At 71.9% G+C, this 26,749-nt stretch carries 21 protein-coding genes; 12 read left to right on the forward strand and 9 right to left on the reverse strand.

Annotation, left to right across the window (positions count from 1 at the left end; all coding sequences use genetic code 11):
• Window positions 1–35 precede the first annotated feature (35 nt).
• Window positions 36–731: a TetR/AcrR family transcriptional regulator gene (locus ACFT32_RS32270; protein WP_382496344.1), complete on the forward strand. Its 696-nt coding sequence runs from the start codon at window positions 36–38 to the stop codon at window positions 729–731.
• A 426-nt stretch (window positions 732–1,157) separates the two neighbouring features.
• Here ACFT32_RS32270 and ACFT32_RS32275 read toward each other — a convergent pair whose 3' ends face one another.
• Both ACFT32_RS32275 and mmuM read right to left on the reverse strand, forming a co-directional pair.
• The gene (locus ACFT32_RS32275) at window positions 1,158–2,216 is read right to left on the reverse strand and encodes a LacI family DNA-binding transcriptional regulator (protein WP_382496346.1); all 1,059 of its coding nucleotides are present in this window, start codon (window positions 2,214–2,216) and stop codon (window positions 1,158–1,160) included.
• A gap of 166 nt (window positions 2,217–2,382) precedes the next feature.
• Entirely contained in the window at window positions 2,383–3,294 is a 912-nt protein-coding gene (mmuM, locus tag ACFT32_RS32280; RefSeq protein ID WP_382496348.1) for a homocysteine S-methyltransferase, read from the reverse strand.
• 129 nt (window positions 3,295–3,423) lie between these two features.
• On the opposite strand from mmuM, the gene ACFT32_RS32285 reads away from it, so the two are divergent.
• Genes ACFT32_RS32285 through ACFT32_RS32295 form a run of 3 tightly spaced genes read left to right on the forward strand, consistent with a single transcriptional unit; the run spans window position 3,424 to window position 6,804 of the window.
• Window positions 3,424–4,815 carry an amino acid permease gene (locus ACFT32_RS32285; protein WP_382496350.1) on the forward strand — a complete coding sequence of 464 codons (1,392 nt, stop codon included), beginning with the start codon at window positions 3,424–3,426 and terminating at the stop codon, window positions 4,813–4,815.
• Window positions 4,816–4,824: 9 nt separating this feature from the next.
• Window positions 4,825–5,940, forward strand: a complete 1,116-nt coding sequence (locus ACFT32_RS32290; protein WP_382496352.1) for an aminoglycoside phosphotransferase — start codon at window positions 4,825–4,827, stop codon at window positions 5,938–5,940.
• Window positions 5,941–5,976: 36 nt separating this feature from the next.
• Window positions 5,977–6,804: an MOSC domain-containing protein gene (locus ACFT32_RS32295; RefSeq protein WP_382496354.1), complete on the forward strand. Its 828-nt coding sequence runs from the start codon at window positions 5,977–5,979 to the stop codon at window positions 6,802–6,804.
• A gap of 3 nt (window positions 6,805–6,807) precedes the next feature.
• On the opposite strand, the gene ACFT32_RS32300 is transcribed toward ACFT32_RS32295, so the two are convergent.
• On the reverse strand, window positions 6,808–8,910 hold the full coding sequence (locus ACFT32_RS32300) for an autotransporter (RefSeq protein WP_382496356.1): 2,103 nt from the start codon (window positions 8,908–8,910) through the stop codon (window positions 6,808–6,810).
• Window positions 8,911–9,122: 212 nt separating this feature from the next.
• On the opposite strand from ACFT32_RS32300, the gene ACFT32_RS32305 reads away from it, so the two are divergent.
• Entirely contained in the window at window positions 9,123–10,220 is a 1,098-nt protein-coding gene (locus tag ACFT32_RS32305; RefSeq protein ID WP_382496358.1) for a family 43 glycosylhydrolase, read from the forward strand.
• A 1-nt stretch (window position 10,221) separates the two neighbouring features.
• Window positions 10,222–11,631, forward strand: coding sequence for a family 43 glycosylhydrolase (locus tag ACFT32_RS32310; protein ID WP_382496360.1), 1,410 nt, complete (start codon window positions 10,222–10,224; stop codon window positions 11,629–11,631).
• Between the two features lie 15 nt (window positions 11,632–11,646).
• Here ACFT32_RS32310 and ACFT32_RS32315 read toward each other — a convergent pair whose 3' ends face one another.
• Window positions 11,647–13,311 (reverse strand): rhamnogalacturonan lyase B N-terminal domain-containing protein, encoded by a 1,665-nt coding sequence (locus tag ACFT32_RS32315; RefSeq protein WP_382496362.1) that lies wholly within the window; start codon window positions 13,309–13,311, stop codon window positions 11,647–11,649.
• Between the two features lie 189 nt (window positions 13,312–13,500).
• Between ACFT32_RS32315 and ACFT32_RS32320 the strand changes: the two genes are divergently transcribed.
• Window positions 13,501–14,544, forward strand: a complete 1,044-nt coding sequence (locus ACFT32_RS32320; RefSeq protein WP_382496364.1) for a rhamnogalacturonan acetylesterase — start codon at window positions 13,501–13,503, stop codon at window positions 14,542–14,544.
• A gap of 115 nt (window positions 14,545–14,659) precedes the next feature.
• Complete coding sequence (locus tag ACFT32_RS32325) at window positions 14,660–16,354, forward strand: DUF2264 domain-containing protein (protein ID WP_382496365.1); 1,695 nt, start codon at window positions 14,660–14,662, stop codon at window positions 16,352–16,354.
• Here ACFT32_RS32325 and ACFT32_RS32330 read toward each other — a convergent pair.
• Window positions 16,344–17,744, reverse strand: a complete 1,401-nt coding sequence (locus tag ACFT32_RS32330; protein ID WP_382496367.1) for a hypothetical protein — start codon at window positions 17,742–17,744, stop codon at window positions 16,344–16,346. The two genes, ACFT32_RS32325 and ACFT32_RS32330, sit on opposite strands and share 11 nt — an antisense overlap.
• Window positions 17,745–17,840: 96 nt before the next feature.
• Between ACFT32_RS32330 and ACFT32_RS32335 the strand changes: the two genes are divergently transcribed.
• Window positions 17,841–18,596 carry an isocitrate lyase/phosphoenolpyruvate mutase family protein gene (locus ACFT32_RS32335; RefSeq protein ID WP_382496369.1) on the forward strand — a complete coding sequence of 252 codons (756 nt, stop codon included), beginning with the start codon at window positions 17,841–17,843 and terminating at the stop codon, window positions 18,594–18,596.
• Here the strand turns inward: ACFT32_RS32335 and ACFT32_RS32340 are convergent.
• Window positions 18,593–19,567 (reverse strand): phosphotransferase enzyme family protein, encoded by a 975-nt coding sequence (locus ACFT32_RS32340; protein ID WP_382496371.1) that lies wholly within the window; start codon window positions 19,565–19,567, stop codon window positions 18,593–18,595. The genes ACFT32_RS32335 and ACFT32_RS32340 overlap by 4 nt on opposite strands.
• Window positions 19,560–20,150, reverse strand: a complete 591-nt coding sequence (locus ACFT32_RS32345) for a TetR/AcrR family transcriptional regulator (protein ID WP_382496372.1) — start codon at window positions 20,148–20,150, stop codon at window positions 19,560–19,562. Before ACFT32_RS32345 ends, ACFT32_RS32340 begins: the two co-directional genes overlap by 8 nt.
• A 209-nt stretch (window positions 20,151–20,359) precedes the next feature.
• On the opposite strand from ACFT32_RS32345, the gene ACFT32_RS32350 reads away from it, so the two are divergent.
• From ACFT32_RS32350 to ACFT32_RS32360, 3 genes are read left to right on the forward strand one after another with little or no spacing between them, the layout of a single operon-like run.
• Window positions 20,360–22,120, forward strand: coding sequence for a S8 family serine peptidase (locus ACFT32_RS32350; RefSeq protein ID WP_382496374.1), 1,761 nt, complete (start codon window positions 20,360–20,362; stop codon window positions 22,118–22,120).
• 30 nt (window positions 22,121–22,150) lie between these two features.
• The gene (locus ACFT32_RS32355) at window positions 22,151–23,230 is read left to right on the forward strand and encodes a ComEC/Rec2 family competence protein (protein WP_382496375.1); all 1,080 of its coding nucleotides are present in this window, start codon (window positions 22,151–22,153) and stop codon (window positions 23,228–23,230) included.
• Entirely contained in the window at window positions 23,227–24,507 is a 1,281-nt protein-coding gene (locus ACFT32_RS32360) for a patatin-like phospholipase family protein (protein ID WP_382496377.1), read from the forward strand. Before ACFT32_RS32355 ends, ACFT32_RS32360 begins: the two co-directional genes overlap by 4 nt.
• 1 nt (window position 24,508) lies before the next feature.
• On the opposite strand, the gene ACFT32_RS32365 is transcribed toward ACFT32_RS32360, so the two are convergent.
• Complete coding sequence (locus ACFT32_RS32365) at window positions 24,509–25,828, reverse strand: jacalin-like lectin (RefSeq protein WP_382496379.1); 1,320 nt, start codon at window positions 25,826–25,828, stop codon at window positions 24,509–24,511.
• Window positions 25,829–25,934: 106 nt separating this feature from the next.
• Entirely contained in the window at window positions 25,935–26,702 is a 768-nt protein-coding gene (locus ACFT32_RS32370; protein WP_382496381.1) for a hypothetical protein, read from the reverse strand.
• Window positions 26,703–26,749 lie beyond the last annotated feature (47 nt).

Here is a 26,749-nt window from a genome sequence, read left to right on the forward strand (position 1 = left end):
AGCCCGCACAACGACGTGAGAAGGCGAGGAAGCACATGGCCTCTGAACCTGCCCGCCCCCTCGGGCGCAGAGAGCGCAGCAAGCAGCGGGTGCGGGACCGCATCTACACATCCGCCCTGACCCTCTTCGCGGAGCAGGGCTACGACGGCACCACGATCGACCAGATCGCCGAGCACGCCGACGTGGCCCGGGGCACCTTCTTCAACTACTTCCAGCGCAAGGAAGACCTGGTCACCGCCTGGGCCGAGGCCCGGAAGCGGCGCCTGGAGCTGGCCATGGAAGAGTCGATGAAGTCCCGCAACGACGATGTGACGGTGCATCTGGAGCGGTGCATGGCGGCGCTGGCGGAGTTCAACGAGTCCGAGCGCGAGATCACCGCCGCCATGCTCCAGGCCTGGGTGAAGGCCGGGCAGCCCCTCCTCGAGGAGCCCTACGCGGGCCAGGTCTTCGCCAACATCATCGAAGCCGGCCGCCAGCGCGGTGAGGTCAGCTTCGACATCGACCCGATGCGGGTCGGCAACATCCTCCGTGACTCCTATCTGGGCCTGCTCTACCGCTGGTCACAGGACCCGGGCGGGCGCGTGCCGCTCCACATCGAACTGCGCGAGGTCCTCAGGATCGTCCTCACGGGCGTCCTGTCGTACTCCCAGCACGGGCGCGGCGTCCCGGCGTCGCCGGCTCCCGCCTCCTCGCCCGCCGTCACCTCGCTCGCTCCGACGTCGCAGGGGTAGCGTCCCGGCGGGCCTGCGCGAGCTGGGCGCGCGGCATCCCTCAGCGGCCGCGCCGCCACCAGCGCCGTCCGCGGTCGGCGCGGAGGGTCTCGAGATTCTCCGCCCCGACCGGATTGCCAGATTCCGCAGAGCACCGGAACCAGGTCTCGGCCTCGGCGAGGTCGCCGCGCTCGGCGAGCAGGCGGCCGAGGTTGTCGGCGGCGTCCGCGTCCCCGGCTTCGGCGTCCCCGCGGAACAGCCGCTCGCCTCGGCGAGTTCGCCCCGGTCCCGGAGCGGAACGCCGTAGTTCCCGGCGCCTTGGGGCGCCGCCCTCCGTCGCCGGCGGGCTCGCCGCGCTCCTTGAGGAGGGTGCCGAGGTGCCTCCCCTGCCCAGAACGGCATACCGCTGTCGCCGAGCCTCGGCAACAGCGGTATGCCCCGGGGGAGTCACCGCGCCGGGGGTGGGCCCACCGAATCCCGTACCACCACGTGGGTGCCCAGCAGCAGGTGCTCGTCCGCGGCGCCCGGGGCGTGTTCGAGGGCCGTGCGGACGGCGAGACGGCCCAGTTCCTCGTAGGGGACGTGGACCGTCGTCAGGGCGGGGTGCAGATCGCGGGCGAAGGGGATGTCGTCGTAGCCGGCGAGGGAGACATCGCCCGGGACGGACAGGCCCGCCTCGTGCAGGGCGGTGAGGGCGCCCGCCGCGACCATGTCGGTGGCGGCCACGACGGCCGTGAAGCCGAGGTCGTCCTCGAGCGCCCGCCGCATCAGGCGGTGGCCCGCGTCGCGCGTGAAGTCGCCGTGCAGGACGAGGGACTCGTCGGGGGTGAGGCCGCGGGCCCGGTGAGCGGCGAGGTAGCCGCGTTCACGGCCCAGGGCCGTGGTGTGGTCCGCCCGGCCGCCCAGGAACAGCACCCGGCGGTGCCCCTGGGCGAGCACATGGGCGACCAGGGTGTAGGCGCCGCCCTCGTTGTCGTACTCGATGACCGTCACCGGGGCGCCGGGGTCCAGCGGTGGCCGGCCGCACAGGACCAGGCGAGAACCGGCCGAGGCGAGGGAGTCCGCCATGCGATGGGTGCGTTCGCGGTACTCGGGGGTGTCGGCGCTGCCGCCGACCAGGATCACCGCGGCGGCCCGCTGGGCGCGCATCATCTCGACGAACTCCAGCTCCTGCCGGACATCGCCCTCCGTGCTGCACACCAGGCAGAGATGGCCGAGCCGGGTCGCCTCGCGCTCCACGCCGTGGGCCATGTGCGCGAACGAAGGGCCCGTGATGTCCTCCAGCACGAAGGCGAGGGTGGGCGTGCCGACACCCGCGATCGCCTTCGCCCTCGCGTCGGCCACATAGTCCAGCTCACGGACCGCCCGCATGACGCTCCCGCGCGTCGCCGCGCTCACCGGATACACGCCGCCCAGCACCCGGGACACCGTCGACGCCGAGACGCCCGCGCGCAGCGCCACGTCCCGGATGGTGCTGCGGCTCGCGTCCCCGCTCTTCCTCGTCATGCCTGCCTCGTCTCTCCCGGGCACCTGCGGAAACACCATGGCAACCGGTTCCCATGCGGAGGCTAGCAGCGGAGCAGGACGGGGAGGAGGGATGTGCGCGGACTGGTGCCGGGCGTCGCGGGCCGGCGGGACTTCGGGGGCAGGCGGGGTGGGACCTCGCGGGCCTCTAGGCCGCGCCCAGCGTCCCCGCGATCCCCGAGATCGCCTCCGGCCCCACCCGGCAGCAGCCGCCGATCAGCCGGGCCCCGGCCTGCTGCCAGCCCGTCACCTGGCCGGCCGTGAACCTCGAATGTCCGGTCCAGGCGCGGGCCTCGGCGTCCCAGGTCTCGCCGCTGTTGGGGTAGACGACGACCGGCTTGCCGGTGACCCGGGCCGCGGTCGAAGCGGCGGCGTCCACGTCCTCGGGCGCGCAGCAGTTCACGCCGACCGCGATGACCTCGTCCGCGTCGGCGGCCGGGGCGAAGGCCTCCTCCAGCGGCTGCCCGGCACGCGTGCGGCCTCCGGCGACGGAGTACGTCAGCCAGGCCGGCACCCCGAGCCCGCGCACCGCCCGCAGCAGCGCCACCGCCTCGTCGGCGTCGGGGACCGTCTCCAGGGCGAGGACGTCGGGGCGGGCCGCCGCCAGCACCTCGAGACGCGGGCGGTGGAAACGCTCCAGTTCGTCGACCGTGAGCCCGTAGCGGCCCCGGTACTCCGAGCCGTCCGCGAGCATCGCACCGTAAGGACCTGCCGAAGCCGCCACCCACAGGGGCCGCGAGACGCGCGCCCGGCGAGCCGCCTCCCGCGCCGACTCCACGCTGAGCGCCATGAGTTCGGCCGCCCGGTCGTGGCCGATCCCGCGCTTCCCGAAGCCCTCGAACGTGGCCTGGTAGCTGGAGGTGATCGCCACGTCCGCGCCCGCCCGGAAGTAGGCCAGATGCGCCTCGGTGATCGCCTCCGGCTGTTCGGCGAGCAGCCGCGCCGACCACAGCTCGTCGCTCAGGTCGTGCCCGGCCGATTCGAGCTGGTTGGACATGCCGCCGTCGAGGACGACCGTTCCGGCGGCGAGGGCTTCGGCGAGGGTGATGGTGCTCGTCATACCGACGACGGTAATCGAGATCCGGCCGTGGACCCCAGCCGATTGTGTCCAGTACATGAACAGATCGACCACCATGTGGGATGGCGGTTACGATCAGGACCCTCCCCCTCCGCTTGTACAGGATCGCTCATGACCGTCCCCAGCCCCACCGAGGCCGCCGAGCCCGCCGAGTCGGCCGAACCGGCGACCGCGGCGGCCCCCGCTCCCCGCCGCACCTTCGGCCTCGCCGCCGCCACGGCCCTCGTCATGGGCAACATCATCGGCGGCGGCATCTTCGCCCTGCCCGCCACCGTCGCCCCCTACGGCACGATCAGCCTGCTCGCGTTCGTCGTGCTCTCGGTGGGCGCCGTGGCGCTCGCGTTGCTCTTCGGCAAGCTGGCCCGGCGCAGCCCGGTGACCGGCGGTCTCTACGTCTACCCGCGTGACGCGTTCGGCGAGTTCGCCGGGTTCCTCTCGGCCTGGTCCTACTGGACGATGTGCTGGGTCAGCATCGCCGCCCTGGCCGTCGCGGTCGTCGGCTACGTCGACGTCCTGATACCCCTGCACGGCAACCACGCCCTGCAGGCCGCCGTCGCCATGGCCGCCCTGTGGCTGCCCGCCGCGGCGAACTTCGCGGGCACCCGGTGGGTCGGCACGGTGCAGGTCGTCTCGACGATCCTGAAGTTCGTACCGCTGCTCCTGCTCGCCACGATCGGCCTGTTCTTCGTCGACGCGGACAACTTCGGCCCGTTCAACGCCTCCGGCCAGAGCGTCTCGGGCGCGCTGGCCGCCTCCGCCGCGCTGCTGCTGTACAGCTTCCTCGGGGTCGAGTCGGCCGCCGTCAGCGCGGGCGAGGTCCGCGACCCGGAGCGCACGGTCGGCCGGGCGAGCGTCCTCGGCACTCTGGCCTCGGCCCTGGTCTACATCCTCGGCACGGTCGCCGTCTTCGGACTGGTCCCGCACGACCGGCTCGTCGACTCCGGCGCCCCGTTCGCCGACGCCGTCAACGTCGTCACCGGCAGCTCCTGGGGCGGCACCGCCATCGCCCTGGTCGCCGTCGCCTCGATCACCGGCTGCCTCAACGGCTGGATCCTCATGGCCGCGCAGATGCCGTACGCCGCCGCTCGCGACGGTCTCTTCCCGGCGCCGTTCGCGCGGCTGGGCAAGGGCGGCGTCCCCGGCTTCGGCGTGTGGGCCTGCGCGGTCCTCGGCTCGCTCCTCATCGCCCTGAACTACACGGCCGGCCCGGACACCACCTTCCGCGTCCTCGTCCTGATCACCACGTTCACCGGCTGCGTGCCGTATCTGCTGTCGGCGGCGGCCCAGCTGTACTGGCTGGCCCGCGGCACCCGGGAACGCGTCCGCCCCGCGGGACTCGCCCGTGACCTGGTCGTCGCCGTCCTCTCCTTCGGCTTCGCCTTCTGGCTGATCGCCGGGGCCGGATACGCGGCCGTCTACCAGGGCGTGCTGTTCCTGTTCGCCGGGATTCCCGTGTACGTGTGGCTGCGGGGACGCAAGGACACGGCGGAGGCCTCGGCATAGCATCGGGGGATGCCCGAGGTCGCTGTCGCTGATGCCGAAGTTCGTGAGGTCCTGGGAGTCCCGGCCGGGAGGGCGGTGTTCGAGCCGCTCACGCACAACCCGCACAACGGCGTCACGGCCGGAGTGTGGCGGGTCACGGGCGGCGACCGCTCGGCCGTTCTGAAGGTACTGACGCGGACGAAGGAGACCAGCGTCGCCTGGTCCGCCTCCAACGACCCCCGGCACTGGAACTTCTGGCGCCGCGAGGCGTACGTCTACGGGTCCGGGCTCGCCCAGGTCTGGCGGCGGCACGGCATCCGCGCGCCCCGGCTGCTGGCCTGCGTCGAACGCCCCGACGGCGATGTGGCGCTGTGGCTGGAGGACGTACCCGGCGCACCCGCGACGGCCTGGCCGCTCGCCCGGCACATCGAGCACGCCCACCGGCTCGGCATCGCGCAGGGCGCGGTGGGAGCGGGGGAGGACCAGCCGTGGCTGTCCCAGCGCTTCCTGCGCGACTACACGGCCGGCAAGACGACGGGCCAGGACCTGCTCGACGACGACGAGGCATGGCGGCACCCCCTGGTCCGGGAGCACTTCCCCGCGGGCCTGCGCGCGGACATGGTCCGCCTCCACCATGACCGCGAGTGGTTCCTCACGGTCATGGAGTCCCTGCCCCGCACCTTCTCCCACCTCGACCAGTGGCCGGCCAACGTCCGCTCCGACGGCCGCGACAGCGTCCTGGTCGACTGGGCGTTCGTCGGCGACGGCGCGCTCGGCGAGGATCTCGGCAACTACCTCCCCGACTCCGTCTTCGACCTGTTCGTCCCCGCCGCCGACCTCCCCGGCCTGGCCAAGGCGGCCTACGACGCCTATGTGCACGGCCTGCGCGAGGGCGGCTGGCACGGCGACGAACGACTCGTACGGCTCGGCGTGTGCGCCTCCGCGGTGAAGTACGACTGGCTCACCGCGCTGATGCTGGCCCGGGCCGACGACGAGCAGGTCGGGTACGGCGGCGCGGGCACCGTCCCCGCCGCACTCCGCTACCGCGAACGCGGTCTGACCCTCGCCTTCCTCGCCGAGTGGGCGGCCGAGGCACGGCTGCTGGCTCCGCGACTCGGGTTTCCCGAGGCGCCCAGCGGACGCTGACGGCAGACACTCGTGACGCCGGGAGAAGGGAATGGCATGGCCCGCGTGGTCGAGTTGACGTACTACCCCCTCAAGGGGTGCGCCGGGACATCGGTCCAGGAGGCGCTGCTGACCCAGGCCGGACTGGCACACGACCGCAGCTTCATGGTCGTCAGCGAGGAGGGCGTGTACCGGACGCAGCGGCGGGACCCCCGGCTGGCCCTCGTCCGCCCCGCCATCACCCCCGACGGCGAACACCTCGCACTCACGGCACCACGCACCGAGGCCCTGAACCTCCGGGTGGACACCTCCGGCACCCGGCAGATGGTCGACCTGTTCGGCACCCCCTACCAGGGCATCGACCAGGGCGACGCGGCAGCCGCCTGGCTCTCGGACGTGCTCGGCGCCCGGAGCCGGCTCGTGCGCGTACCGCCGGAGCACGACCGGGTGACCGACGGCATGACACCGGGCACCTCGGGATACGCCGACAGCTGCGCCCTGCACGTCATCTCCCGCTCCACCCTCGACCTGCTCAACCGGAAACTGACCGAGCGCGGTGCACGCCCGCTGCCCATGGACCGCTTCCGCCCCAACCTCGTGCTCGACGGCTGGGACGACCCCCACACCGAGGACCGCGCCCACCGCATCCGCATCGGCGACACCGACTTGGGCTATGCGAAGCTCGCCATCCGCTGCGCGGTCACCCTGGTCGACCAGCACTCCGGAACCAGGGCGGGCCCGGAACCCCTGCGCACCCTCGCCGCCTACCGGCGCGCGTCCCAGGGCGGCATCGCCTTCGGCACGAAGTACGCGGTGCTCCGGCCCGGCAAGGTCTCCGTCGGAGACGAGGCGGCCGTCACGCTGTGGGGCGAGTCCGAGGTGTGAACCTCACTGCCGCGCACGGCCCGTGTGCCGGCCGCCGCGCCGCCGGCCCCGCCCGCGTCGCGTGGCCATCGGCACGGCGAGGCTGACGACGAGGGCCAGGCCGAGCGCGTAGGGCCACCAGCCGAAGCCGACGTTCTCCGACGCTCCGGCGCTGCGCGGCGTCACGTCGGATGCGGGCGGGCCGGGCGCGGTGGGAGACGGGCTCGGGGCGGCGCTGACCGCTGTCAGGGCGACGTCGTTGCCGTCACCGGCGCGGTAGCTGATGCGGTAGGCGGTGCCGGCCAGTTTCAGGCGGGCGCCCTCCTTCAGGCCGGTGAAGGTTCCCGAGGGCTGGGAGCGGCCCCGGTTGTCGAGCACGGGGATCACTCGGGCGGGCCGGCTCCCGGCGGCGGACGCGTCGAGCTCTCCGGACAGCCGTACCGCGCCCGTCACCTTCAGCGGCTTGTCCCGCAGGAGCAGGGAGCCTTTCGCGCTCTGCGTGTAGGGGCCGTCGACGGTGAGACCGGTGCTGACGGTGCCTTCGTTGGTGACCGCCCCTGTGACCGTGCCCTTGCCGGTGAGGGCGGTCGACAGATGCAGGCCCGTCCGGCCGGTGTCCAGCCGGGCTCCGGCCGAGGTGAGCCGGATCGCCTTGCTGCGTGCGAGCGTGGCGCCCCGGCGAAGGGTCAGCGTGCCCCTGGAGACCGTGGTCGTCCCGGTGTACGTCACCGCGCCGCCCGTCAGCGTCGTCGTGGCCGCGCCCGACTGCGTGAGCGAGCCGCTGCCGCCGATGCGGGACAGGGCGAGGGGCTTGGCCGTGTTGCGCAGGACGAGCGAGCCGTTGTTGACGACTTTGGAGAGGGCCCCTTGCGTGTACAGGCCGCCGTCGCCGCCCCGTTTGCCGCTGCCCAGGCGCAGGACCGCGCCCTTCTCGACCGTCGTGGAGCCGTCGTAGTACTGGACGGCCGCGAAGGTGACGTCGTTGCCGGGGGTTCCGGCGATGACGATGTCGCCGGCGCCGGGGGCGGAGAGCGTGTCGTGGAAGCGGCCGCCGCCGATGGGGGCGCCGAGCGTCACCGGGCCGTTGTAGTCGAAGGTGAGCTTCGAACGCTCCCGGGCCGCGAGGAGGTTGATGTACACGGTTTCCGCGGTGCCCGGCATGAAGATCTTGTTCGTGGTGCCGTCGCCCCACCGGACGTTCGCGCCCTTGATGTTGGTGCCGCGCTTGTTGACGTTCTTGCGGGCGGGCGTCCAGTTCAGGGCGGGGTCGCTGAGCGAGGGGTCGGTGTCGCCGCCCTGGTCCGACCAGCTGTACTGCCCGGCCAGGACGACCTCGCTGCCCGGCCGCGACTGGACGTTGATGTCGCTGCCGTACTCGCGCTGGTAGAAGTCCATGCCCATGGTGACGGTCTGCCCCAGCGGGGTGTCGACCGTCCAGGTGCCCTGGTTGAGGATCTTGCGCACGCGGGGCAGCGAGGTCGCGTACTCCGGCCGGCCGGCGTTCGCCTGTGTGCCGTTGTCGATCACCCCGGAGAAGGAGTGGGTCCCCGACAGGTCCCAGGTGCCCCAGAGGAAACGCGGCTGGGTGATCAGCCCGGAGCCGCTGATGGTGCCCAGGTTGTAGGCGCTCTTCAGGGCGAGCCGCAGGGTGCCGTCGACCCGGATGTTGTCCTGGTTGAGCCGGAACGCCGGGGTGCCGTACGGGAAATGGCCGACGAGCCCGGTCGTGCCGCCGTCGCCGTACTGAAGGGTCGCCCCGCGCTCCACGGTGATCGCGGGCGGGTCGGGGCGGGCCACGGTCACATACGGATGGTTGCCGCCGAGCGTCCGCACGGTCTGCCGCTGCCGGGAGCGGGGCAGCGTGAAGTCGCTGTCCCTGGTGAGGACCAGCGTCCCGCTGCCGCGCACGGTGAGAGTGCCCTCACCCCGGAACACGCCGTCGTACGTCGTCGTCCCGGGCGGCACGGTGACCACCGTGTCGCCGGTGAGCGTCACGTCCCGGCCGCCGAGCACGGCGCCCGTGACGTCCCGGGGACCGGCGGCCGCGGCCGGGGGAGCGACGACCAGGGAAACGACCGCCGCGAGGACGCCGGCGGCCGCTGCTGTGGTGTGGGTGAGGCTGCGCACGTGAACGGAGACGTGGGGGAGAGCGGCCGATAACAGAAATTCGGCGACTGCCGTCCCGTCTTCGTCCCGTCAGACCCGTTGACCTCCTCGTGGCACACCCTTACCTTTTCGGCGTTCGTAATGACAGATGGTGTTCGAAATATCAGACGATCGGTAGGTCGGACGACGCATCGGACAACGCCGTGTGTCCCCAGTGAGAGGCAGCCCCCCGCATGAGCCGCGACCGCGACCACGCTCTGCCCGAATCCCCCAGCCGCAGACTGCTGCTGAAGGGTGCCGCAGCCGCCGGCGCCCTGGCCGCCGTTCCCGCCGTTCCCGGCGTGGCACAGGCCGCCACCCCGGCCGGGCACCCCAAGCCGGCCCCCTTCGTGAACCCGCTCGTCCGCAACCGGGCCGATCCGCACATCCACCGGCACAAGGACGGCTTCTACTACTTCACCGCCACCGCCCCCGAGTACGACCGCATCATCCTGCGCCGCTCCCGCACCCTGAACGGACTCGGCACGGCCGCCGAGTCGGTCATCTGGCGCGCCCACCCGACCGGGAACATGGGCGCGCACATCTGGGCGCCCGAACTGCACCGCATCGGCGGCAAGTGGTACATCTACTTCGCCTCCGCGCCCGCCGAGGACGTCTGGGCGATCCGCATCTGGGTGCTGGAGAACTCCCACCCCAACCCCTTCAAGGGCACCTGGGTGGAGAAGGGTCAGGTGAAGACGGCCTGGGAGACCTTCTCCCTGGACGCCACCACCTTCACCCACCGGGGCAAGCGCTACCTCGCCTGGGCGCAGCACGAGCCCGGTATGGACAACAACACCGGCATCTTCCTCTCCGAGATGGCGAACCCCTGGACCCTGAAGGGCCCGCAGGTGCGGCTCTCCACCCCGGAGTACGACTGGGAGCGCATCGGCTTCAAGGTCAACGAAGGTCCCTACGTGCTGAAGCGCAACGGCCGCCTCTTCATGACGTACTCGGCCAGCGCCACCGACTTCAACTACTGCGTGGGCCTGCTGACGGCCGACGCCGACAGCCACCTCCTGGACCCCATCAGCTGGTCCAAGTCGCCGACCCCGGTCTTCACCAGCAACGACACCACCAAGCAGTACGGCCCCGGCCACAACTGCTTCACGGTCGCCGAGGACGGCCGCACCGACGTCCTCGTCTACCACGCCCGCCAGTACAAGGAGATCAACGGCGACCCGCTGAACGACCCCAACCGCCACACCCGCGTCCAGAAGCTCGGCTGGAAGGCGGACGGCACCCCGGACTTCGGCATCCCGGTCGCCGACACGGCCACGGCGGGTGAGTGAGATGAGACGTGCCTACGCCATCGTCCTCGCCCTGTGCCTGGGGATGTTCGGCGCCCTCGCCACCGCCGGGCCCGCCCAGGCCGCGCCCCAGACCATCACCAACGGCACCCAGTTCACGGACACCTCCGGCAACCCCGTCCACGCGCACGGGGGCGGAGTCCTCAAGGTCGGCTCCTACTACTACTGGTTCGGCGAGCACCGCAACGCCGACAACACCTTCCGGTACGTCGACGCCTACCGCTCGACCGACCTGAAGAACTGGGAGTTCCGCAACCACGTCCTGACCGAGGCCAGTGACCCCGAGTTGGCGACCGCCAACATCGAGCGGCCCAAGGTCATGTACAACGCGTCCACCGGCAAGTTCGTGATGTGGATGCACAAGGAGAACGGCACCGACTACAGCGAGGCCCGCGCGGCCGTCGCCGTCTCCGACACCGTCGACGGGAACTACACCTGGAAGGGCAGCTTCCGGCCGCTCGGCCAGCACATGTCCCGGGACATCACGGTCTTCGTCGACACCGACGGCGCCGGGTACATGGTCTCCGCCGCGCGGGAGAACTACGACCTCCAGATCTACCGCCTCACCGCTGACTACACCGGTATAGCGAGCCTGGTCGCCAACCCCTGGCCCGGCGGCCACCGCGAGGCCCCGGCCCTGTTCAAGCGGAACGGCGTGTACTTCATGCTGACCTCGGGCGCCACGGGCTGGAACCCCAACCAGCAGCAGTACGCCACGGCCACCAGCATCGCCGGACCCTGGTCCGCCATGAAGAACGCCGGCGACTCGACGACCTTCGGCTCGCAGACCGCGTTCGTCCTGCCCGTGCAGGGCACCTCGGGCACCTCGTACCTCTACCTGGGCGACCGCTGGGGCAACTCCTTCGGCGGGACCGTCAACGACTCGCGCTACGTGTGGCTGCCCCTGACCTTCTCCAACGCGACCACGATGTCCATGTCCTGGTCGCCGGAGGTCACCGTCGACACGGCCGCCGGAACCGTCTCGGGCACCAGCGCCACGTACAACACCCTCATCGCCCGCCACTCCTCCAAGTGCGCGGACGTGACGAGCCAGTCGCTCTGGGCCGGTGCCCAGCTCAAGCAGTACGACTGCAACGGCGGCACCAACCAGAGGTACTGGTTCAAGGCCGTCGGAAGCGGTTACTACCAGTTGCTGGTCAGGAACAGCTCCCTGTGCGTGCAGGAGAACGCGAGCACGGTCACACAGGAGAACTGCTCCTCCGCGACGAGCCAGCAGTGGTCGCTGACCACCACCGGCTCGTATGTGAACGTCAAGTCTCGGGCCACCGGTGAATGCCTGGACGTGAACGGCGCGTCCACCGCCGACTCCGCCGCCCTCATCACGTACACGTGCAACGGAGGAACCAACCAGCAGTGGACGCGCGGGACATGACAAGCCTCAGAGTGTCTAGGCCAGCAGATCGATCGCGTCGATCGCCGTCCCCGCGCTGAGGAAGCCGGCCGCCCCCGACCCGCTCACCACGTCGATCCTGAGCACGTTGTACTGACTCGTGTCCGTCTTCCAGGCGGACGCCGGGACGCTGTACGTGAACGTGTGGTTGTTGCCGCGGTACGAACCGTTGGTCAGCGACCGGGTGTTCGGCTGGGTGGGCGGCGAGGGGGCCGCCGAGGTCCAGCTGTCGTTGACGGTGACCTGGGGCCGGCCGTTCGCGTACGCCGTCGTCACGCCGATGCGCAGGGTGTGCGCGGCGGCGGCCTGCGCGGCGGTCAGCTTGAAGTACACGAGGATGCCGCTGTTGACGTCCTTCCAGAGGTAGCAGGGGAAGGCCGCCGTCTCCCCGCCGCTGCCGATCACCACGTTCCCGGTCCAGGACGCGGCCCTCGCGTCCGACGGATGCGCGTACGTCATCAGGTCCGCGTTCTTGAAGCCGCCCGGCGTGCCGTTCCAGTCGCCGATCCGCCAGATCGCGCTCGCGTTGGCGGGGTCGTTGGAGGACGGCAGGGCGATCGTGTTCAGGGTGGTCGTCCCGCCCGCCGACACGCTCACCGAGGTCGTGTACACCGCCAGCTCGCCCTTGAAGACGGTCAGCGTGTACGTCCCCGGCAGCACGCCCGCGATGGAGAAGTAGCCGTCCGAGGAACGCGCCGAACCCCAGTACTGCGCCGCCGCGTCGGCCAGCCCGACGGTGTACGGGTAGGCCGTGTTCCGGCCGGAGATCCCGACGCCCGCCACCTTGCCCCGGCCGCTCGCCGGCACGTACCCGGAGATGCCGAGCGAGTCGGCCCACGGGGTGGTCAGCGTGCCCGGGAACAGCGCCGAGGAGGGAGCCCCGCCGTCCGTGAAGGCGATGACGTACGGGCCCTGGAGGCCGAAGCGCTGGGCCTCGGTCTGGTTCTGGCCGTAGTACAGGATCTCGTAGAGGCCGCCGCCGTCCGCGCTCTGGTGGCGCAGCAGGGAGCGGTAGAAGGGGCCGCCGGAGGCCTTCTCGTGGTTGCTGCGCACGATCCACAGGCCGACCCCGCCGGCGGACCAGCCGAGGTAGTCGTAGTCCATGACGCGCCGCTTGGAGTAGTGCTTCGAGCGGGTCTGCCCGTCGGACTTCCTGAACACGTCCGAGGCCTCGATGGTGGTCGGCGCGTAGGTGTACGAGTCGGGCTCGTCGTTGAGGAACGCGCCCTTCTTCACGCGCACGATGTACCGGGTCGCGGAGACGGACGTGTCGGCCTTGTTGGTCCACAGATAGACGTTGTTCTCGCCGCTGCGGGCCGCGTAGTAGTGCTTCAGCGTGCCGTGCGTGACGGAGATCAGGATCGTCGAACCGGACTGCCTGATGCCGACGGCGGAGGCGCCGAGCCCGGACTCGATGTGCGAGTTCATGCCGCCGTAGCCCTGGTACTCCGTGCCCCGGTAGACCAGCGAGGTCAGGTCGCCGGTCGACTTGCTGACCTTGAAGACCAGTTGGGCGCCGGTGTCGACGACGTAGTTCGAGCCGTCGTCGCTGTAGCCGAAGGCGGCGGCGTGTGCAGTGCCGGTGAGGGCCGTGCCCGCGGCGGCGGTGGCGGCGAGGACGAAGGCGCGGCGGCCGACCGGTCTGTTCGCGGATCCGGACATGGGGGGCCTCCTCGGGAGGTGGGGGGAGTTCGGGTGGGAGTGAGGGTGACAGTTGAATCGATTTCGCGAAAGGGCTTTCGGTCATGTGAAGCTGTCCATCTCGTGAATGCTGTTCGAGGTCTAGAAAGCGCTTGTCCGGAGCGGTACGGTCCACCTCCAGGTCTTGTCGTCCGCTGGGAGGAGCACCGAGTGAGACGTTTCAGCATCGCCGTAGTGGCGGCGGTGGCCCTGGGGAGCGCGTTGCCGTCCGTACCGGCGCAGGCGCACTCCGGCCGCCCGTCCCCGGGCCTGGCGCAGTGCGCCGCCGGCACCTGCCACTTCGACGTACCGCCCGGCACGTACGACGTACGGGTCGCCCTCGGCGGAGAGTCCGCGACCAGCACGAGCATCAGCGGTGAAACGCGCCGCGCCCTGCTCCCCGAGACGGCCGCACCGGCGGGCAAGCGCGTCACCCGCAGCTTCACCGTGAACGTCCGCACGCCCGAGGGCGAGCCCACCGGCCCCGAGGGCACCCCCGGCCTCGACCTGCGGATCGGCGGTTCCGCCCCCGCCCTCGCCGACATCAGGGTCACCCCGGCCCGGCACACCCGCCAGATCTTCCTCGTCGGCGACTCCACCGTCTGCGACCAGCCAGGCGACCCGTACTCCGGCTGGGGCCAGCAGCTGCCCCAGTACCTCCGCGAGGGCGTGTCCGTCGCCAACTACGCCGATTCCGGGGAGAGTACGGTCTCCTATCTGGGGAACCCGAAGCTGTGGGCCACCGTACGGCCCCTGATCCGCCCCGGCGATCTGGTCCTGGTCCAGCTCGCCCACAACGACAAGACCACGGACGAGGCCACCTACCGGGCCAACCTGGAGACCCTGGTGGAAGGCGTCCGGGCGCGGGGCGGACAGCCGGTCCTTGTCACCCCCATCGTGCGACGCTGGTTCAACCCGGACGGCACGCTCAACAACGGAACCGCGCTCCTGGTCAACGGCCTCGGTGTCGACCACCCCGCGGTCACCCGCTCCGTCGCCGCCGCGCGGAACGTCCCGCTGATCGACCTCACCGCGAAGACGAAGGCGCTCGTGGAGTCCCTGGGCGTGGAGGGCTCGAAGGCGCTGTACCTCTACAACGAGGCGCGGGACAACACGCACACCTCCGTGCGCGGTGCCACGGCCTACGCGGGCCTGGTCCGCGACGAACTCGTCACCCGGCATCTGGTGCCGAAGGGCAAGGTGCGGGTGGGATAGAGCCCCTGGGGCGCCCCGACCGGAACCGGGGCGCTCCAGGTCCGACCTGTTCCGGCCGATCCAGCGTCTGAGCACGAACCGCGCACGAACACGAACCGCGCACGAAAGAGAACCGATGCACCTGCCTCCGGCCGACGGCACGACGTCTCCGTTCACCGGCTACACCCGCGCCCACTGGGAGGCGGCGGCCGACGCCCTGCTCAGCGCCGTCGAGCCCTACGCGACCGAGGACCGGGCGCTGTACCACCTGCCCGGCGAGCGGACCAGCTGGTCGGGCCGCCTCTCCGACGGCCTGGAGGGCTACGCCCGCACCCTGCTGCTGGCCGCCTTCCGCCGCGACGAGAAGGCCCTGGAGCGCTACGCCACCGGCCTCGCCGCCGGTGTCTCGGGCGTCTGGCCCCGTATCGAGGACCGCGGCCAGCCCCTGGTGGAGGCGGCGTCGATCGCGCTCGCCCTGCGCCTGACACGGGAGCTGCTGTGGGACCGGCTGGACGACGGAGTACGGCAGCGGACGGCCGCCTGGCTCGGCGACGCGCTCACCGCCGAGGCCTGGCCCTGCAACTGGGAGCTGTTCCCCGTCACGGTGGGCGGCTTCCTGGCCGAGGTCGGCCATGAGCGGGACGCCTCCCGCGCGGCGATCGACCGCGGACTGGAACGCATCGAGCAGTGGTACGTGGGCGACGGCTGGTACACCGACGGCGACGGCCGCAAGTTCGACTACTACAACGGCTGGGCGATGCACCTCTACCCGGTGCTGCACGCCTGGCTGGAGGGCGACGAGCGCCTGCTGGACCTGTACGGCGACCGGCTCTCGCGCCACCTCTCCGACTACGCCCGGCTGTTCGGCGGGGACGGCGCCCCGATGCGCCAGGGGCGTTCCCTGACCTACCGCTTCGCGACGACGGCCCCGTTGTGGCTGGGCGCGCTGACCGGCCGTACGCCCCTGTCGCCGGGGGAGACCCGGCGCCTTGCCTCGGGAGCGCTGCGGTACTTCCTCGACCGGGGCGCGGTGGACGACAAGGGCCTGCTCTCCCTGGGCTGGCACGGCCCCGACGCCTCCGTCCTCCAGGGCTACTCGGGGCCGGCCTCCCCGTACTGGGCGAGCAAGGGCTTCCTCGGCTTGCTTCTCCCCGCGGACCACGAGGTGTGGACGGCGGCGGAGGAACCCGGCCCGGCCGAGCGCGCGGACGCCGTCACCCCCGTCGGCCCTCCCAACTGGCTGCTCCAGTCGACCCGTTCGGACGGCGTGGTCCGCCTCCACAACCACGGCAGCGAGGACGTCCGCTACGACCCGTACTACACGCGTCTGGCGTACTCGACGGTGACAGCCCCGGTCTCCTCACCCTCTCCGGGCGACAACAGCGTGATCGTCGGCGACGACCCGAGCCGCACCGGCATCGAACCGCTGGGCGTCGGAGAGGGCTGGGCGGCCTCCCGGCACACGGCGGGCGGGGGAGCGCGGGTGACGAGTGTTGTGCTGGCGCGCGGGGCCGCGGAGGTCCGGGCGCATCTGGTGACGGGCGCGGAGCCCGGGACGCCGGTCCGCGTGACCGGCTGGCCGGCCGGGGAGGGCCTGCGGGCCGAGCTCGTACCGGCGATCGGACTCACGGACTCCCTGACGGGTGCGGTGGGCGAGAACGCCACCCTGTTCGTCGCCCTGGCCCGGCTGACCGCCGAGCCGGACCCGGCCCCGCTGGCGGAGTCGGTCTCCGTGCGCGCGGACGATGCCGGAGCACTGGAGGTCCGCTGGAGCGACGGCGGTGTGACTCGGGTCCGGCTGACGGAGTCGGGCGTGGACGTCACGGCTTGAGACGCGCGATCCTCAGGGTCGTGGACGTCGGGGACGCACCGCTGAGCGGCTTCGCGTAGGAGGGTGTGGCCGGGGCGTAGGCCCACGTCAGCGTTCCGTCGGCGGACACCGCGATGTCACCGGTGATCCTGTCCTTGACCACCTTGGCAGCGCTCTGGAACTTGCCGTTCCAGTCGATGAGGCGCAGCCGGGTGCCCGCGAACGTCCCGGTGCAGGTGCCGTCCTTGCACGAGGCGTTCTTGACCGACTCCCAGGACAGCAGCAGCCGGTCCTTGCCGTACGGGGCGAGGTGGACATTGACGTGCTCCACACCCTTCGTCTCGGACAGGCGGATCGCCTTGCCGGGGCCGGAGTTGCGGTCCTTCAGAAACGCCACCGCCACCTGGTGCGTGCCCGTCTTCGGGGTGACCGTCCAGCCGCGGCCGCTCGCGTCGTCCGGGTTCTTCTTCGCGGAGGCGGCACCGCGGGAGGCGAAGGCGGTGGCGTAGCGGCCGGTCGCCGACCGGACGAGATCGCCGGTACGGCCCGGGAAGGTGCCGCCGCAGTAGCCCGCCCAGCACTGCTCGCGCTGCACGACCGGTGCGTTGTCCGGGGCGCCGATGCCGGTGGACACGAACAGGCCCGAGCGCCAGTCGTCGAAGCAGAGGGAGGTGAACGCGCCGGTCTTCTCGGCGTGCAGCGCGATGCCCTCGTTGTGGCTGCATCCCCAGCTCCAGCCGCCGCTCAGCTTCGCGCCCTTGGCGCTGACGTAGGCCAGCTTGTCGCCGAAGTGACCGTCGGCCGCGCCGCCCGCGCCGTGCACGACGAAGTACGCGCCGTACCTACTGCCGTTCCAGGTGAGCTGTCCGTCCAGCAGCGGGGCCGTGTCCTTGGACGCGGTGCCCGTGAGCTTCGTGCGGAAGGTCTGCTTGCCGTTCTGGTAGCGGACCAGCGCGGCCGCCGTCTCCTTCCACTTGTTGCTGTCGGCGACGCGGGTCAGAAGCGCGAAGCCGTCGTTGTGCGCGACCAGGCCGCCGACCTCCTCGGCGCCCTTGACGACGGTGTCCGCGCCCGCCCGCTTTCCGGCGCTGGTCAGCGGGGTGACGTGGATGCCGTCCGCCGCGGGCCAGGCCACCCGGAGCGTGCCGTCGGGGGCGGCCGCCGTCGCCGTGCGGGTCCACTCGCGGGTGTTGTTGTAACCGGCCGACAGATAGGGGAACTTGGCCGGCAGACCGACGGCCGTGTTCGTCACCGCGAGGGCGGGTGACGTCGCCGCCCCGGCGGTCGCGTACCACGCCCCGGCCAGCAGACCGGCCGCCGCGAGCGCGCCGATCGCGGGCTTGCGGGCCGCGCGGACACGGCGGTGGCGTGTGGTGCGGTGGGGCTGTGTTTCCGGTTGTGCTGGTGTCATGGTCTGTGGTTGCCGTGGGGGCGGGGAAGGTTGCCATGGCACCCGGGCGGCCGTACTTCGGTCCGCGCCGAAGCGACCCGCGCCTAGCGTGGCCCCATGACTGCCTTCGCCGACCTCCACCACGACGAGGAGCCCCTCCTCCTGCCCAACGCCTGGGACCACGCCTCGGCCCGGGCCCTCGCCGGGCAGGGCTTCCGGGCGATCGCGACGACGAGCCTGGGCGTCGCCGCCGTCGCCGGACTGCCCGACGGCGTGGCGGCGACCCGTGAGGAGACGCTCCGGCTGGCCTTCGCCCTGGGATCCGAACCGTTCCAGCTGTCGGTCGACGCGGAGGGCGGCTTCAGCGACGACCCGGACGAGGTGGCGGAGTTCGCGCGCGAGCTGTACGCCGTGGGAGCGGCCGGCATCAACCTGGAGGACGGCCTCGGGCCCGTCGCCCGGCACGCGGCGAAGATCGCCGCGGTCAAGAAGGCGGCCCCCGCCCTCTTCGTCAACGCCCGCACGGACACCCACTGGCTCGGCGACGGTGACACCGGGGACACGCTCACCCGCCTCGACGCGTACCGACAGGCGGGCGCGGACGGTGTGTTCGTCCCCGGCCTCACCGACCTGCGGCGGATCGCCGCCCTGGTGCGCCACGTGGACGTCCCCCTCAACGTCCTCTACGCGCCCGGCGGCCCGACCGTCCCGCACCTCGCCGACGCCGGCGTCCGCCGGATCAGCCTCGGCTCGCTGCTGTACCGGAGGGCGCTGGGCGCGGCGCTGGAGGCGGTGGCGGACATCCGGGCGGGACGGCCGCCGAAGGGCCTGACACCGTCCTACGACGACGTGGCCCTGCCCCCGGCCCGCTAGGTGTCGAGCGCGGCGACCAGCAGGGCGACGGCGGCCAGGTCCGGCACACCGCGCAGGAAGGCGAGGGCCTGGTCGCCCGCGAACGCGCGTTGCGCATCGGTCACAGCGGGATCGACGGCCGTCCCGGCCTGCACATGGACGTAGTTGAGGGCCGTGGCGAAGAGCATCGAGAACGACTCCGGGCCGGTGATGACGGCCGGGCCCCCGGCACCGCGGTAGGCCCGTGCCAGCCGCCGGGCCGATTCGATGTCCACCGCGTTGCCGCCCGCCCAGACATGGACGGCGCGCGCGAACTCCCGTTCCGCCGAGACCGGCCCCGCGTTGTCCCAGTCGAGGAGGACCGGCCCCTCCGGGCCGACCAGGACGTTCTGCGGCTGGAGGTCGAGGTGCGAGGTGACGAGGCCGCGCGGTGCGGACGGGGTGACCCAGTGGGCCAGCGCGGGAGCGGACGTGGCGATGAAGCCGCCGAGCTCGTCCGACCAGGGCCGGCCGGCGTCCCGCACCTTCTTGAGCACGTCCTCCCACTCGGCGTCGTCGGGACACCGCTCGTACCAGTCGCCCGGGGTGTCGACGGCGCCCTCCCCGGCCTGGTGCAGCAGCGCCATGGTCCGGCCGAACCAGTCCAGCACGTCCGGGTCGGAGGCGTCCGCCCGGGTGCCGTCGACCCAGTCGTACAGCTTCACCCAGGAGGCGCCGCCCGGGGAGTCGAGGCGGGAGACGTAGGCGCCGTGCCGGTCGGCGTGGAGCCGGGGCGAGGCGATGCCGAGGCGTTCCGCGGAATCCCTTAAGGCGGCCTCACGCCGTACTTGGGCTTCGTCGCAGCCGAAGAGGAGCTCCTTCACGGCCCAGGAGGAGCCGTTCCCGGAGAGTCTCCAGATCTGGCCCAGGGCGCCCCGGGTGACCGGCGTCATCGTCCAGGGGCCGGTGCCGAGCGAGTAGAGCTCGGCTATCGAGCCGGCGGTGTCACGCATCGGGGGTCCTCTCCTCGCGGGGCCAGGTCAGAAGCAGGGCGTGCAGGGCGTCGACGGCCCGGTCCCAGGACGCCTGTAGGTCACGGGGCGCGCCGAAGGCGCCGTTGGACTCCAGGGCGCAGTAGCCGTGGAAGGTGCTGCGCAGCAGGCGCACGGCGTCGGTGAGGTCGGGTTCCTCCAGGCCGTAGGCGCGGAGCATGCCGTAGGTGATGTCGGCCGTGCGGCGCATCGCGGGGGAGTCGGCGAGAAGGTCCTGGTCGACGGGGATCTGGGTCGCCGCGTACCGGCCGGGGTGCTCGAGGGCGTAGGCCCGGTAGGCACCGGCGAAGGCGGCGAGGGTGTCCCGGCCGGCTTCCCGCCCCTCGACCGCCGCCGCGATCCGGTCGATCATCTCGCCGCCCGCGAAGAGGGCCAGGCGGGTGCGGAGGTCGTTGAGGTTCCGCACGTGGGTGTACAGGCTGGCGTCCTTCACACCGAAGCGCCGCGCCAGCGCGGACAGCGTGACACGCTCGAAGCCGGCCTCGTCGGCGAGGTCGGCTGCGGCCGAGACGAGGCGGTCGGGGGTGAGGCCGGCTCTGGGCATGGGGGTTCTGGGCGTTACCTCTCGAAGAGGGCCACGACGGTGATGCCGCGTCCGTGTGAAGGTCCCACAGGCGCAGGGTGATCGTAGCCTGCGGGCCAGCGGTTGCAGTGCCCATGACCAGGGCGGAAAATGAGAACAGGCCCCCGGCAGCCATGGCGTCTCCCACCGCCTCGCGCGGGGCCGTACGCACAGCGCACCCGGGAATCCACATGGACCGAGCCGATCTCGCAGCGGTGTTCTATGGGGAGGGACCCGTACCTGTCCTCTGGGCCACCTACTGCCCCGTCCAGTTCGATGTGTGGCTGGCGTTCGCCCAGCCGCCGCGGCCGTCCTCGGAGGGACGGCAGGACCTGATCCTCGCGATCCGCGAGGAGTACGGCGTCGAGCGCGTACTGGAACGGTTCCAGAGCCGCGGGCTGATGGAGAAGTGCCGTCCGATCGCCGCCGGGAGCTTCGTGGCGGCGCGGCTGACCCTGAAGGAACTCGTCAGCGACCTGCTGCCGCTGACCAGTCTCGCCGGCGCGGTGCGGGTCGCCCACGAACTCGCCGGGAGCGGCGGCGCGGACGGCATCGAGGCGGCCCTCGCCGGACACGTCAGGACCCCGGCCACCAGCGAGATCCACGACAGCATGGAGCGCCGGCAGGAGCGCGGCCGCCATCTCACCTGGTTCCTGCGGCTGCTGCACCGCGTCGTGGAGAACGCGCGGCCGGACCTGGCCCGGAGCGACACCCGGGAACAGGAGGTGACCGGCGTACTCGTCGACATGCTGAACGACGTGGTCGTGGACACCACCCCGGTGCGCGGCCCGCACACCCCCGTCGGGCGCGTGGCCGACCGGAGGCAGAAGTACCCGATCGTCTCCGTGACGACGAACCGGCCGGCGACCCGCGCGGTCGTACGGTCCCGCCGGACGATCAAGGCCGACGCGGCCGAGCAGGTCTTCTCGGTCGACACCGCCACCATCGGATGGGCGGTGGTCGACAGCGGCATCGACGCGCGGCACCCCGCCTTCCACGACTGGGACACCACCGGCCCGACGCCGCAGCCGCTGGAGACGCGCATCGCCCGCTCCTTCGACTTCACCGGTGTACGGGAAAAGCTCACCGCCGACGTCCTCGTGGGCGGCCTCGTCAACTGGGCGGCCGCCCTGCCGTCCGTCGAGACCACTCCGGCCCCGGGACAGCAGCCCGCCCGGCCCCCGCCCGGCGACCAGCACGGCACCCATATCGCCGGCATCATCGGCGGCTGGTGGCCGGAGCTGGACTTCCGAGGCATCTGCCCGCGCATCCGGCTCTACGACTTCCGGGTCCTCGACGACGAGGGCGGCGGCGACGAGTTCTCCATCGTCACCGCGCTCCAGGCGATCCGTCACATCAACGAGCAGGCCGGGCGGTTCATCGTCGCCGGGGTCAACATCAGCCTGTCCGTCCCGCACGACGTCGCCAGCCACTCCACCGGGTGGACACCCGTGTGCGTCGAGTGCGACCGCCTGACCCGGTCGGGTGTCGTGGTCGTCACCGCGGCCGGCAACGCGGGGTTCACCGGCGGCACCGCGCACACTCTCGGCGCCGACTACCGGGACATCAGCATCTCCGACCCCGGCAACGCGGACTCCGTGATCACCGTCGGCTCCACCCACCGCAGCAACCCGCACCGCCACGGCGTCAGCTACTTCTCCAGCCGGGGCCCCACCGGCGACGGGCGGCTCAAGCCCGACCTGGTGGCGCCGGGGGAGGACATCGACGGACCCATCCCCGGCGAGGGCATCTCCGCCATGCACGGGACCAGCCAGGCGGCGGCCCATGTCAGCGGGGCCGCCGCCATGCTGCTCGCCCGCCACCGGGAGTTGCTCGGCCGCCCGGAACGCGTGAAGGAGATCCTCTGCGCCACCGCGACCGACCTCGCCCGCGAACGCCACTTCCAGGGACATGGGCTCGTCGACGTGCTGCGCGCCGTGCAGTCCGTGTGACGGGCCGAACCACCAGCCAGGCAGGTTGACATGTATACCTTCGATTTCCTCGACGCCCGGCACGGCGACTGCTTCCTCGTCCGCTGGGGCACACCCGACGAGCGGGTCATGCTCGTCGACGGCGGTCCCGTCGGTGTCTACCGGGCCACGCTCCGCGGCCGGCTCCAGCAGCTCGGGACGCCGGGCGGCGACGCCCCGCCGCACCTCGACGTGGTGTGCCTCTCCCACGTCGACGACGACCACGCCGGCGGCCTCGTACGGCTCTTCCGCGACATGAGGCAGGCCCAGCAGGACGGGGACGCCCTGCCGTACGCGGTGGACGCCCTGTGGTTCAACTCCGTGGAGGAACTCGTCGACAAGCGCGCCCCGGGGCTGAGCGCGTCCGTCCAGCCGCTCCTCGAACGTGCCGCCACCGACGCGGCGGTCGCCGCCAGCTACCAGCAGGGCCGCGACATCCGCAACGCGGCCGGCGCGCTGCACCTGGACGGCAACGCCCCGTTCGGCGGGCCGCTCACCGAGGGTGCCGAGGCCACCCTCGGCGACCTGGACGTCACGGTCGTCGCGCCCGACGAAGCGGCGCTGGAGGAACTGGAGGAACGCTGGCGCAAGGCGAAACAGCGCGGCGACCCCGACGTCATCACGGCGGCGTACTCCGACTCGTCGGTGCCGAACCTCTCCAGCATCGTCCTGCTGCTGCGCCACGAGGACCGCACCGCGCTGCTCACCGGCGACGCCCGCGGCGACCACGTCCTGACCGGGCTGCGCGATCTCGGCCTGCTCGACGACTCGGAACCGCTCCACGTCGATCTGCTGAAACTGCCGCACCACGGCAGCGACCGCAACGTGGAAGCCGGCTTCTTCGAGCAGGTACGGGCCGACCACTACGTCGTCTCCGCCGACGGCATCCGCCACCACCATCCGAACGAGGACACCCTGCGCTGGCTCGTCGAGTCCCGGGCACCGGACGACGAGTACGTCATCCATCTGACCAACCACATCCCGTTCGCCGAGGAGGAACTGGCCCGGCTCAGCGAGGGCCGCGCCTTCGGCGTGGACGTCCGGGAGCCGGCCGAGCAAGCGCTCGTCGTCACGATCGGAGACCGGCCATGACCTCCGCCCGGCATGCCCCCGCCCCGCCCGCGCCCCCGGCCGAGACCGTGGCGGCCGCCCCTCCCGGATGGATGGTCGACTCGCCCGCCGTCGGCACCGGCCTCACGGCCCGCCCCTGCGGTGACACCCTCCGCCCGGCCGAACCGCCCGCCACGGCACACCCGGTCGCGCTTGCGATGTCCGGCGGGGGATTCCGCGCCACCCTCTCCGCGCTGGGCTTCATCCGGCTGCTGGCCGACACCGGGCTGTTGTCCCGGCTGCGCTACTCCTCCTCCGTGTCCGGCGGCTCGATCGCCAACGGCTGCCTGGCCACGGCCTGGCCCGCGCTGCGGCAGGAGGGCTTCACCACGAGTGCCGTGGACGAACTCGTCATCGCACCGGTCGTCGACCGTGTCTCCTCCCGCTCCCTCAAGCGCGCCCTCCTGCGCGGCCTGTGGCGGACCCTCGGCCCCACGACCCGCACGGACCTGCTGGCCAGGCGTCTGGACGAGTGGTTCTTCGAGAAGTCCGAACTGGAGCGGCTGGACCCGCAGGTGCGCTGGATCGTCAACGCGGCCAACCTGACCACCGGTGCCCGCTTCACCTTCGAACGCGATGTGTACGGCGACTACACCATCGGCCTGGCTCCCACGGCCGGCACGCGGCTGCGGCTGAGCCGGGCCGTGTCGGCCTCCGCGGCGGTGCCCGGCGCCTTCCCGCCCGTCGTCCTCGACCGGAACCCCTTCCCGTGCGCCACCCATGCGCCCGCGCTGCTCGATGGCGGTACCTATGACAACACCGGCCTGGAGGCGATCGACGGGGACCGCTACCGCCACACCTTCCTGTGCGTCCTCAACGCCGGAGGACTGCTGCGGCCCGGTGTGTACGGGCGCGTCCCCGTCGTCCGCGACCTGGCCCGGGCGAACTCACTGCTGTACCGGCAGAGCACCACGCTGCGCACCCGGGCGGTCGTCGACCGCTTCGAGGAGGCGAGGGCGGCGGGCCCGGACGGCGAACTGCCGCGCGGTGCCCGCCGGGGAGTCCTCGTCCAGCTCTCCACCGACTTCCCGGCCGACGGCCCGGACGCGCTGCGCCGCTGGCGCGCGGCCTTCGCCGAACAGCCCGCCTTCGACGGCCGGCACCTCGCTCTCGTCCCGACCGTCTTCGACCGCCTCGACCCGGGCCTGTGCCGGGCCCTGATCCACCGCGGCTGGTGGCTCGGCGGCGCGGCCCTGGCGACCTACCACCCGGAGTTGCTGCCCGCCGACCTGGCAGCCCTGCGCCCGCCGCCACGCTGACTCAGCGGATCGGCGCGTACACCACTCCCAGCTTGTCGACCTCGTCTCCCGCGCGGCCCGTGAAGCCCACGATCTGCCGGCCGGCGGGGGCCGTGAAGGTCTTCGCGTCGGACGTGGCGGTACCGGCGGACAGGGTGCGGCCCTTGTCGGTCGTGAACGCCGCCGAGAACAGGCGGGTACGGCCGTCTTTCTGGCCCTGCGTGAGCTTCACCGAGGTCAGGTGCTCACCGGCCGCCAGCGTCAGGGACGTCGCCGTGCCGCCCGTGCCGCCGTGGGTGAGCGTCGTACCGCCGTCGTGGGTCAGGGACACCGCGTCCAGGCGGGCGCTGCCGCGCAGGGTCAGCGTGCGGGGAGCCGGGGTCGCGGGCAGATCGTCCGCGTCGTTGAAGGCCGTGCCGTGCGGGCCGCCGAAGAAGTCGCTGGCGCGCAGGGAGGAGTCGAGCCTGTAGGAGAAGTCGACCGTGTGCGGGAAGTGGTCCGAGAGGTTGGCGCCGGCCGGGTCGAGGAAGGAGGCCCAGTCGTTGCTGTAGCGGGTCGCGTCGAGGCTGAGCAGCTTGCTGCCGCGGTAGAGGACCTTGTCCACGACCTCGCAGTCGTTCGTGGGCGCTGTCGTGGGGCAGACGAGCGCGTCGCTGCCCTGGGCCGGGGGTGTTCCGCCCTTGACGCGCTGGACCCATGCGTCGGTCAGGCCGTTCTCGCTCAGCAGGGTGCGGATGTTGTCGCCGGAGCGGGTGTACCGCGTGTTCGTGTCGCCCATGACGATCACCGCGTTGCCCGCCGAGTTCGCCTGGACGAAGTCGGAGAGCTGCTCGATGTTGGCCCGGCGGGCGGCGAGCGCGTCGTCGGAGTCGTCCGCGTTCGTGTGCACGTTGTAGAGGTCCACGAAGACGCCCTCGGCGAGCCGGACCCGGGCCAGCGAGAAGCCCTTGGGCGTGAGGCAGTTGGTGCCGGTGCACTTGTTCCACTTCACCCGCTGGAAGTCCTCGAACGGATGGTCCGAGAGGGTGTTGAGGCCGTCGCCGAAGGGGACACCGCCGCTGGTCGCGGTGCGGTGGGCGTGGTCGTCGCCCGCGTACAGGGCCGCGTGGTAGTTGAAGTCCTCCTGCACATTGACGATGTCGTACGCCCCGAGCCTGGGGGAGATCAGCGGGGTGTTCTTCTCCGGATTGCCGGAGCTCAGGCCCTCGGGAAGGCCCGCGACGTTGTAGGTGAGGACGTTGAAGGAGCCGGAGTCCGCGGCGACGGCGGGTGTCGCGGCGGTGGCGGCGAGGCCCGTGACGGCCAGGGCGGCGGCCATGAGGGTGCCGATCAGTCTCTTCATGGGGGGTGTCTCCGGTCGGGAGAAGAAGGTGAACGGTGCTCAGGTTCGGGGGCAACACCCGTGGTACGCAAGGGGAGTCGGGAAAACAGTGGGAGACGCCCCGGCGTCAGGTGGGACGCAGCAGCTCCAGGTCCGTACCCCAGGAGTCGAGCACTCCGCCGTGCCCGGCCCGCCGCGCCGCCCCCTCGATGCCGGTGAAGAGCGCACGCTGTGTGTCCGGGTCGCCGTCGGCGAGCAGCCGTTCCACGACGGGCAGCAGCCGGTCCGCCTCCCACCGCCGGTCGCCCAGCGGGCTCCGTTCCAGCTCCCACCGCAGGTACTTGTTGTAGGGCCGGACACGGCGGTGCAGCGCGAAGAGCACCTCCAGGGCGTACGGCACGGACTCGGCGGCGTCCAGGTGGCCCATGGCCGGGTGGCCGTCGCGGTAGCTCTTCAGGGAGCGGTAGGCCTGGTTGACGTAGGCGTCGAGCCAGCCGTCGACCGCGGCCCTGGCCTCTTCGGCACCCAGCCTCCGCTTCTCGTCGAGGATCCGGGCGACCTCCCCGTCGAGCCGGTCCAGCAGCACCTCCGCGTGGACATAGGAGTAGCGCGCGAAGTGGTCGGGCCGGCCGGGCATGCCGCGGGTGCGGAACTCCGCCAGTGGGATGACCACGAGGTCGAGGTGGGCGGAACGGAACCAGTCCAGCTCGGCGAGTTCGGAGGCCTGCCGGTCCCGGAGGATCACGTGCAGGTCGTAGTCCGAGTGGACCGTCGGCATGCCCTCGTGGACCCGGGAGCCGCTGAGGACCAGACCCGCGACTCCGGGGTCCTCGGCCGCCCGGGCGGTGAAGGCGGCGAGTGTGTCGTCAGGGGTGTTGCCCAGGACGATGCGCATGGTGATCTCTCCCTGTGGGACGGGCACGGCAAACGGAGTGCGTCGCG

This window comes from Streptomyces sp. NPDC057002, from assembly GCF_042673825.1.
GTDB lineage: Bacteria > Actinomycetota > Actinomycetes > Streptomycetales > Streptomycetaceae > Streptomyces.

Bases quoted from the DNA above. Each gene is read 5' to 3' on its own strand.
- ACFT32_RS32270 (WP_382496344.1), top strand. From the start codon at position 36: ATGGCCTCTGAACCTGCCCGCCCCCTCGGGCGCAGAGAGCGCAGCAAG.
- ACFT32_RS32275 (WP_382496346.1), bottom strand. From the start codon at position 2,216: ATGACGAGGAAGAGCGGGGACGCGAGCCGCAGCACCATCCGGGACGTG.
- mmuM (WP_382496348.1), bottom strand. From the start codon at position 3,294: ATGACGAGCACCATCACCCTCGCCGAAGCCCTCGCCGCCGGAACGGTC.
- ACFT32_RS32285 (WP_382496350.1), top strand. From the start codon at position 3,424: ATGACCGTCCCCAGCCCCACCGAGGCCGCCGAGCCCGCCGAGTCGGCC.
- ACFT32_RS32290 (WP_382496352.1), top strand. From the start codon at position 4,825: ATGCCCGAGGTCGCTGTCGCTGATGCCGAAGTTCGTGAGGTCCTGGGA.
- ACFT32_RS32295 (WP_382496354.1), top strand. From the start codon at position 5,977: ATGGCCCGCGTGGTCGAGTTGACGTACTACCCCCTCAAGGGGTGCGCC.
- ACFT32_RS32305 (WP_382496358.1), top strand. From the start codon at position 9,123: ATGAGCCGCGACCGCGACCACGCTCTGCCCGAATCCCCCAGCCGCAGA.
- ACFT32_RS32310 (WP_382496360.1), top strand. From the start codon at position 10,222: ATGAGACGTGCCTACGCCATCGTCCTCGCCCTGTGCCTGGGGATGTTC.
- ACFT32_RS32315 (WP_382496362.1), bottom strand. From the start codon at position 13,311: ATGTCCGGATCCGCGAACAGACCGGTCGGCCGCCGCGCCTTCGTCCTC.
- ACFT32_RS32325 (WP_382496365.1), top strand. From the start codon at position 14,660: ATGCACCTGCCTCCGGCCGACGGCACGACGTCTCCGTTCACCGGCTAC.
- ACFT32_RS32330 (WP_382496367.1), bottom strand. From the start codon at position 17,744: ATGACACCAGCACAACCGGAAACACAGCCCCACCGCACCACACGCCAC.
- ACFT32_RS32335 (WP_382496369.1), top strand. From the start codon at position 17,841: ATGACTGCCTTCGCCGACCTCCACCACGACGAGGAGCCCCTCCTCCTG.
- ACFT32_RS32340 (WP_382496371.1), bottom strand. From the start codon at position 19,567: ATGCGTGACACCGCCGGCTCGATAGCCGAGCTCTACTCGCTCGGCACC.
- ACFT32_RS32345 (WP_382496372.1), bottom strand. From the start codon at position 20,150: ATGCCCAGAGCCGGCCTCACCCCCGACCGCCTCGTCTCGGCCGCAGCC.
- ACFT32_RS32350 (WP_382496374.1), top strand. From the start codon at position 20,360: ATGGACCGAGCCGATCTCGCAGCGGTGTTCTATGGGGAGGGACCCGTA.
- ACFT32_RS32355 (WP_382496375.1), top strand. From the start codon at position 22,151: ATGTATACCTTCGATTTCCTCGACGCCCGGCACGGCGACTGCTTCCTC.
- ACFT32_RS32360 (WP_382496377.1), top strand. From the start codon at position 23,227: ATGACCTCCGCCCGGCATGCCCCCGCCCCGCCCGCGCCCCCGGCCGAG.
- ACFT32_RS32365 (WP_382496379.1), bottom strand. From the start codon at position 25,828: ATGAAGAGACTGATCGGCACCCTCATGGCCGCCGCCCTGGCCGTCACG.
- ACFT32_RS32370 (WP_382496381.1), bottom strand. From the start codon at position 26,702: ATGCGCATCGTCCTGGGCAACACCCCTGACGACACACTCGCCGCCTTC.